Below are 6,501 nucleotides of genomic sequence, written 5' to 3' on the forward strand. Positions count from 1 at the left end.
AGACGGCCTTTTGGATGGTTTGGCTGTATAAGCACATTACTTATACAGGGCAAAGATTGGTAATCCTGACCCAATGTGAAGTCAATCTTAGCCCTTGCGGCGCGGTTCGTCGGGGCGGATGCGTGAAGCCAGTTGGTCGAGGATGCCGTTGACGAATTTATGGCCGTCGGTGCCGCCGAAAGTTTTAGTAACTTCGATGGCTTCATTGATGATGACGGGGTAGGGGGTTTCAGGCATGGTGCTCAGCTCATGGCAGGCAACCAGCAAAACGGCGCGTTCGATAGGGCTGAGGTCTTTCTCGTCGCGGTCGAGCAGGGGGCTGATTTTTTCCATGTATTCTTCGGCATGGGTTTGTGCACCGAAAAACAGTTTGTTGAACAGCTCTTCATCCATATTGGGCGCTTGGGACAGTTCGCGGATGTTTTTGGCGATTTCGGGAGCGGCTGTTTTGTTGATGCCTGCTTGATAAATGGCTTGTACGGCAAGCTCGCGTGCGCGGCGGCGTGGGCTTTTCATGGGTATTCCTTGTGAAGAGAGTGCCGATGGTTGTCGGCTGAATATTGAATGATTCAGACGGCCTCAATGTCATGATTGGGAGGCCGTCTGAAAAGATGCGGTATTCAATACGGGGAGAAGTTTATTCTTCGTCGTCTTCGTATTGTTCTGACAAAAGATGGTTGACCAAGTTGGCACATTCTACGGCAACTTTGGCGGCATCGGAGGCTTTTTCTTCGATGCGTGCGACGGCCTGTTCGTCGTTTTCGGTTGTCAGGATGGCGTTGGCAATCGGGATGTTGTAGTCAAGGGCGACGCGGCTGACGCCTGCGCCGGATTCATTGGATACCAATTCAAAGTGGTAGGTTTCGCCGCGAATGACAACGCCGATGGCGATCAGGGCATCGAATTGTTCGGATGAAGCGAGGTTCATCAGCGCGATAGGCACTTCAAGCGCGCCGGGGACGGTGGCAAGCGTGATGTTGTCTTCGGCTACGCCCAATTCTTTTAGGGTGCGGCAGCATACTTTGACCATTTCGCTGCCGATTTCGTTGGTGAAGCGGGCCTGAACGATGCCGATGCGCAGGTTGGTACCGTCGAGGCGTGGTTCGATAATGTTCATGATGATTCCTTCAATATTGGTGAAATAGGGATTCGGCTCGGTTTCAGACGGCCTGGTTATAGGGAAGGCCGTCTGAAATGAAATGGGGATGGATTATTCTTGCGGCTGCCAATCGGCAACAGCTTGGAACTCGCCGTCTTCGTTCAGTTCCCACGCGCTGCCTTCTGCCTGAGTCAGCAGGGGTGCGATGTCGGGATTGTCTGCGGTAATGGCGGAGAGGCTGACAATGCTGAAGTTGTCGGGATTGTCGGTGTATTCGTCGGTTTCGTCGCCGCTGAAAATACGCCAGCCGCTGTCGTTTTCAAATACGGGGGCTTCGCGGTAGAGGAAGCCGACGGGTTCGCCTTGTTCGGCGACGGTGTTGGTAACAATGCAGCGGTCGAGCGCTGCGGCCAGTGCTTGGGCAAATTTGTTCATGGAGTTGGCAAAGAGATGATTTGGCATGATTTTACACGATTCGCCGCTTTTCCGCACGGATGTGTGCAGGGGTGGTTTGATGGTACAATGTCGGTCGAGTGCCGTCAGGTTTGAACATGACGGCTTTTGATTGTTATCGGCTTGAGGGACGTAAGAAACAATGAGCCAAAATAAAAAAGTTGCCGGTGTAGCCTTTTTATTTTGTTTCACTGCGGATGAGGCGTGCTTTTCGGGCTGTTTTTTGAAAGTATGGAATGAAACCTGATTTGCTCAAACAGCAGGCGCATCGAGCGATTCAAAAGCGTCTGGGCTATGAGTTCCGCAATATGGAGCTGCTTCAGCAGGCTTTGACCCACCGCAGCTACAATGCCAAACACAATGAGCGTTTTGAATTTGTCGGCGATTCGATTTTGAACTATTCCGTGGCGCGGATGTTGTTTGACGCGTTTCCGAAATTGTCGGAAGGCGAGTTGTCGCGGATGCGCGCAGCTTTGGTGAATGAAGGCGTGTTGGCTGAAATTGCGTTGGAAATGAATGTCGGCGACGGTTTGTATTTGGGTGCCGGCGAGTTGAAGAGCGGCGGTTTCAGACGGCCTTCGATTTTGGCCGACGCGATGGAGGCGATGTTTGCGGCGGTCAGCTTTGACGCTGATTTTTCTGCGGCGGAAAAAGTGGTTCGCCATTTGTTTGTGGAACGCGTGAAACGCGCGGATTTGAATATCGGCAAAAAAGACAGTAAAACCGCTTTGCAGGAAGCCTTGCAGGCACGCCGCTTTGCCCTGCCGAAATATCGAATCGAAGAGCAGGCGGAGCAGACGGCCGATGCGATGTTTGTGATTTCCTGCGATTTGGGCGAACTTGGTTTCATCTGTAATGCACGCGGCAGCAGTCGGAAAGTGGCCGAGCAAAAAGCGGCATGTGAAGCCTTAGAATGGTTGGAACAGAAGTTTCCTTTGAAAAAATCTAAAAAATAATATTTCAGACGGCCTTTGAGAAAATGCAAAGGCCGTCTGAAACAATCAAGAAAGTCATATATAAATGGATATAGAAACCTTTTTGCAAAACGAGTCGCAACACCCGACGGATTATCGTTGTGGCTTTGTGGCCATCGTGGGTCGCCCGAATGTCGGCAAGTCCACGCTGATGAACCATTTAATCGGTCAGAAAATCAGTATTACCAGTAAAAAAGCACAAACCACGCGCAACCGTGTAACCGGTATTTACACCGACGATACGGCGCAATTTGTGTTTGTAGATACGCCGGGTTTTCAAACCAATCACCGCAATGCCTTGAACGACCGTCTTAATCAAAACGTCACCGAAGCGTTAAGCGGCGTGGACGTGGTGGTTTTTGTGGTGGAAGCCATGCGCTTTACCGATGCCGACCGCGTGGTGTTGAAGCAGTTGCCTAAGCATACGCCTGTGGTATTGGTGGTCAATAAAATCGATAAAGACAAAGCCAAAGACAAATTTGCGCTTGAGGCGTTTATCAATGAAGTACGCCAAGAGTTTGAGTTTGCCGCCAGCGAGGCAGTCAGCGCGAAACATGGTCTGCGTATTGCCAATCTGCTGGAGCTGCTCAAGCCGTATCTGCCGGAAAGTATTCCGATGTATCCGGAAGATATGGTGACGGATAAATCCAGCCGATTCCTGGCGATGGAGATTGTACGCGAAAAATTGTTCCGCTATTTGGGCGAAGAGTTGCCGTATGCGATGAATGTTGAAGTGGAGCAGTTTGAGGAAGAGGAAAGCGGACTGTTCCGCATTTATATCGCGGTGTTGGTCGATAAAGACAGCCAAAAGGCAATTTTGATTGGCAAGGGTGGGGAGAAATTGAAGAAAATTTCTACTGAAGCCCGCCTTGATATGGAGAAATTGTTTGATACCAAAGTCTTCTTGAAGATTTGGGTGAAAGTAAAATCCGGTTGGGCAGACGATATTCGTTTCCTGCGCGAATTGGGTTTGTGATTTAATGTGTTCAAACAGAAGGCCGTCTGAAAAATTTTCAGACGGCCTTTTGTTTGATTAAGCCAACAATTCAGCCAGACGTTTGACGATTTCATCTGCGGCTTGGCGTTTCGATGTTTCCGGAAATGAGGTTTCGGCAAGGTCATCAATAATGGTGATTTGATTGGTTGGCTTACCCATGGAAACGGAAACTTGGTTGGCCACCAGCATCGGTACGTTTTTACGCAAACGTTTTGCCCGTGCAAATTCCAAAACCTGATGGCTTTCGGCAGCGAAGCCGATGCAGAATGGTGGAGAAGGCAGGGCAGCAACGGATGCGAGAATATCCGGATTTTCCGTCAGCTCGATAACCGGGGGCTGATTGCCGTTTTTCTTCAGTTTTTCGTCGCTGCTGTTTTTGACTTTATAGTCTGCAACGGCTGCGACGGAAATAAAGACATCTTGCGCATGGATGTGGCGGTGGACTGCCTGATACATGGCTTCTGCGCTGACAGCCTGTTCAGAATGAGCCAAGCCTGCTGGCAAGGCCGTCTGAATTTGACCGTAAATCAGCGTAATTTTCGCTCCGGCAGCACGGCAGGCACGCGCTAAAGCCATGCCCATTTGTCCGCTGGAAATATTGGTAATGCCGCGGACAGGATCGATGGCTTCAAACGTTGCGCCGGCTGTAATCAGAACTTTTTTGCCACTCAGTAGCTTGGGTGTCCATAAATCCTCTAGCAAATCTGCCAGATCGACCGCTTCGACCATTCTGCCTGTACCTGTTTCTCCGCAAGCCTGTTCGCCGCTGTTTGGGTAAAACACGGTAATGCCGTCTGAAACCAGCTGCTCAATATTGCGCAGGTTGGCAGGGTTGTTCCACATTTCGACATTCATTGCAGGCGCAACGGCCAAAGGACATTTTCTGGCTGCAGCCAAAGTAGTCAGCAGGTTGTCGGCCAATCCGTTGGCAATTTTGGCAATCGTATTGGCAGTCGCAGGCGCAATAAGAAATGCGTCAGCTTCACGCGTCAGATTGATGTGCGCCATGCCATTATTGGAAGCGCCTGAATAGGTATCCGATAACACGGGATTGCCGCTTAATGCTTGGAAAGTCAGCGGGGAGACAAATTCCGTCGCAGAATCCGTCATCACCACCGAAACAGAATGTCCTTGCTTTTTCAGCAGCCTGACCAGTTTACACGATTTATACGCTGCAATACCGCCGGTAATACCGAGGAGAATGTGTTTGCTCATGATATTGGATGTTTAGTTAAGCTATTGTTTGAAATCAAATTCTCTCGATATTGATTTTTGCCAATCCTGCTTTAATGGCATTACCGTATCTTCTGGGTAAGGAAGCTGAAACAATTCCGTTTTTTACTTCAGTTACGTAACTGCATACCTTAAATTCAGGAACAACATTAAGCGAATAATCCCGATTGACTAAAGGGGATACACGCGAATATAAAGTCCATCTCGCCAAGCTGTTATCTTCATAATCGGTTGTTGCGTTGAAGCTGGTTGCACCTTCGCAGAAAGCAATTTGATAATCTGGGTTGAATTCTCCGGGGATGTCATGCGGATCGCGGAAGTTGAACAGTCGGTCATGTGCAAAGAGATTTTGGCGTATATAGGCCCACAATTCTTTTTCTAAGAAATCCTGATCCGCGAAATGCCTTGAAGAATAGCCGCTATCAATAAAGATTTGAATTCTTTCCTGCATATTAGGAACGGCACCGGCCTTGGCCCCCCACATGCCTGCAAGAATCAAAGCAGTGTGCGAGCCCGAATCGCGTATGGTGTGGAATAGGGTGCCACTTTTTATCCATTCCGAAACAGAAGCTGCATCTCGATAACAAATAATAGAATCAGCATCGCGAAATATCACATATTCAGCTTCAGGATCATTTATCGCAAGAAAACGCCACATCGTTCCGGGCCAGTTGTGCAGTTGGGGATCAATATGGATAACCTCCGCACCATTGGCCTTAAACCGTTGGATGGCTTCGGCCGGAACAGAATCATCAACATAGAAACGGCATGTCCAGCCAGGAAAAAGAACAGGAGCAAGCTGGGTATTTAAGACGGCAGGCTCAATATATTTGGAACTATTACCAAATAAAGAAAACGAGATAATCCGTTTTCCATCTTTTGGTGCCGGAGCAGGAATAATTTCATGCTGAAGGTCAGGTATGGCTTTATCTTTCAAGACCAAAGCCTGATGGCCATAAAATCCGGTTCTTTCCCAGTTATCTAGAGCGCCGTAAGCATGTGCAAGTAAATCCAAAGCAGGAATATAGGTGCTATCCAGCTCCAATGTTTTCATTTCGGCCTCAATGGCTTTTTCCCATTTCAATTGCTTTAGATAGACATAAGCAACTTTGTGATGAAATTCGACAGATTGTGGATTGAGAAGGCAAAGAATCTCCGCACGTTTAAGCGCTTCCTCGTAATTTTCCTCTTCGATAAAAGAGTGGTATGCCTGTTCAAATTTTTGTTGGATTTGTTGGTTGCTCATAATAGGACAGTAGTTTTAAATTTATGATTGTTTTATTGAAGAAAGTGTAGATTGTAAGAGTAGATAGGACTAAAGCGCCAGCAATATAAAGAGATATAGCATCTGAATGTGGCAAATAAGAACAAAGAGGTAGCACTATTTATCTTTGAAGATCCTGTACACCTAGTGAATATATAAAATTTGATAAATTTAAAATTATTTAAATACAGGCAGTTGCAGAAATTCTGCAATTTTTTTGAAATTGGGTGTTGACTGGTTTTGTTGGGAGGCGTATAGTTCGGTTCTTCGCTGCTGATGCGGTGAAGAAAACGAAGCAGACAGTATAACACAGTTGGTTGAAATTTTCGATAATTTTAGTTGACTTTTGAAAATTGTACTGTATAATTCGATTCGCTCTTTAAAAAACAGATTACCGATAAGTGTGAGTGCATTAGGCCTCACACTGTTTGAAAGACAGACAAGATGATGTTTTAGACATTGTCCTGTCGGTTTCTTTGAA

8 protein-coding genes are annotated in these 6,501 nt (G+C 47.5%); 2 read left to right on the forward strand and 6 right to left on the reverse strand.

What is annotated here, in order from left to right:
* Positions 1–87: 87 nt before the first annotated feature.
* The 3 genes from nusB to ACTHUT_RS04035 form a co-directional block, all read right to left on the reverse strand.
* On the reverse strand, positions 88–516 hold the full coding sequence (nusB, locus tag ACTHUT_RS04025) for a transcription antitermination factor NusB (RefSeq protein WP_004519698.1): 429 nt from the start codon (positions 514–516) through the stop codon (positions 88–90).
* A gap of 121 nt (positions 517–637) precedes the next feature.
* Entirely contained in the window at positions 638–1,117 is a 480-nt protein-coding gene (gene ribH / locus ACTHUT_RS04030) for a 6,7-dimethyl-8-ribityllumazine synthase (RefSeq protein WP_003748562.1), read from the reverse strand.
* Positions 1,118–1,210: 93 nt separating this feature from the next.
* The gene (locus ACTHUT_RS04035) at positions 1,211–1,534 is read right to left on the reverse strand and encodes a DUF2185 domain-containing protein (protein WP_003748560.1); all 324 of its coding nucleotides are present in this window, start codon (positions 1,532–1,534) and stop codon (positions 1,211–1,213) included.
* 254 nt (positions 1,535–1,788) lie between these two features.
* Here ACTHUT_RS04035 and rnc point away from each other — a divergent pair, with 254 nt between their 5' ends.
* Together rnc and era are read left to right on the forward strand one after the other, a co-directional pair.
* On the forward strand, positions 1,789–2,508 hold the full coding sequence (rnc, locus tag ACTHUT_RS04040) for a ribonuclease III (RefSeq protein ID WP_440386143.1): 720 nt from the start codon (positions 1,789–1,791) through the stop codon (positions 2,506–2,508).
* Positions 2,509–2,572: 64 nt separating this feature from the next.
* A complete protein-coding gene (era, locus tag ACTHUT_RS04045; RefSeq protein ID WP_036493257.1) occupies positions 2,573–3,502 on the forward strand; it encodes a GTPase Era in 930 nt (309 codons plus the stop codon).
* Positions 3,503–3,559: 57 nt separating this feature from the next.
* Here the strand turns inward: era and coaBC are convergent, their stop codons facing one another.
* The 3 genes from coaBC to ACTHUT_RS04060 all read right to left on the reverse strand — a co-directional run.
* Positions 3,560–4,738: a bifunctional phosphopantothenoylcysteine decarboxylase/phosphopantothenate--cysteine ligase CoaBC gene (gene coaBC / locus ACTHUT_RS04050; protein WP_440386144.1), complete on the reverse strand. Its 1,179-nt coding sequence runs from the start codon at positions 4,736–4,738 to the stop codon at positions 3,560–3,562.
* A gap of 34 nt (positions 4,739–4,772) precedes the next feature.
* Positions 4,773–6,002 (reverse strand): tetratricopeptide repeat protein, encoded by a 1,230-nt coding sequence (locus tag ACTHUT_RS04055; protein ID WP_440386145.1) that lies wholly within the window; start codon positions 6,000–6,002, stop codon positions 4,773–4,775.
* Between the two features lie 195 nt (positions 6,003–6,197).
* A partial coding sequence (locus ACTHUT_RS04060) for a hypothetical protein (protein ID WP_440418682.1) occupies positions 6,198–6,501 on the reverse strand: 304 nt, incomplete at its 5' end.

The sequence above is a fragment of the Neisseria sp. P0022.S010 genome (assembly GCF_051956635.1).

What these genes read in the sequence shown, in the direction of transcription:
- ACTHUT_RS04035 (WP_003748560.1), bottom strand. Translation starts at nt 1,534, where the DNA reads ATGAACAAATTTGCCCAAGCACTGGCCGCAGCGCTCGACCGCTGCATT.
- rnc (WP_440386143.1), top strand. Translation starts at nt 1,789, where the DNA reads ATGAAACCTGATTTGCTCAAACAGCAGGCGCATCGAGCGATTCAAAAG.
- ACTHUT_RS04055 (WP_440386145.1), bottom strand. Translation starts at nt 6,002, where the DNA reads ATGAGCAACCAACAAATCCAACAAAAATTTGAACAGGCATACCACTCT.
- ribH (WP_003748562.1), bottom strand. Translation starts at nt 1,117, where the DNA reads ATGAACATTATCGAACCACGCCTCGACGGTACCAACCTGCGCATCGGC.
- era (WP_036493257.1), top strand. Translation starts at nt 2,573, where the DNA reads ATGGATATAGAAACCTTTTTGCAAAACGAGTCGCAACACCCGACGGAT.
- nusB (WP_004519698.1), bottom strand. Translation starts at nt 516, where the DNA reads ATGAAAAGCCCACGCCGCCGCGCACGCGAGCTTGCCGTACAAGCCATT.
- coaBC (WP_440386144.1), bottom strand. Translation starts at nt 4,738, where the DNA reads ATGAGCAAACACATTCTCCTCGGTATTACCGGCGGTATTGCAGCGTAT.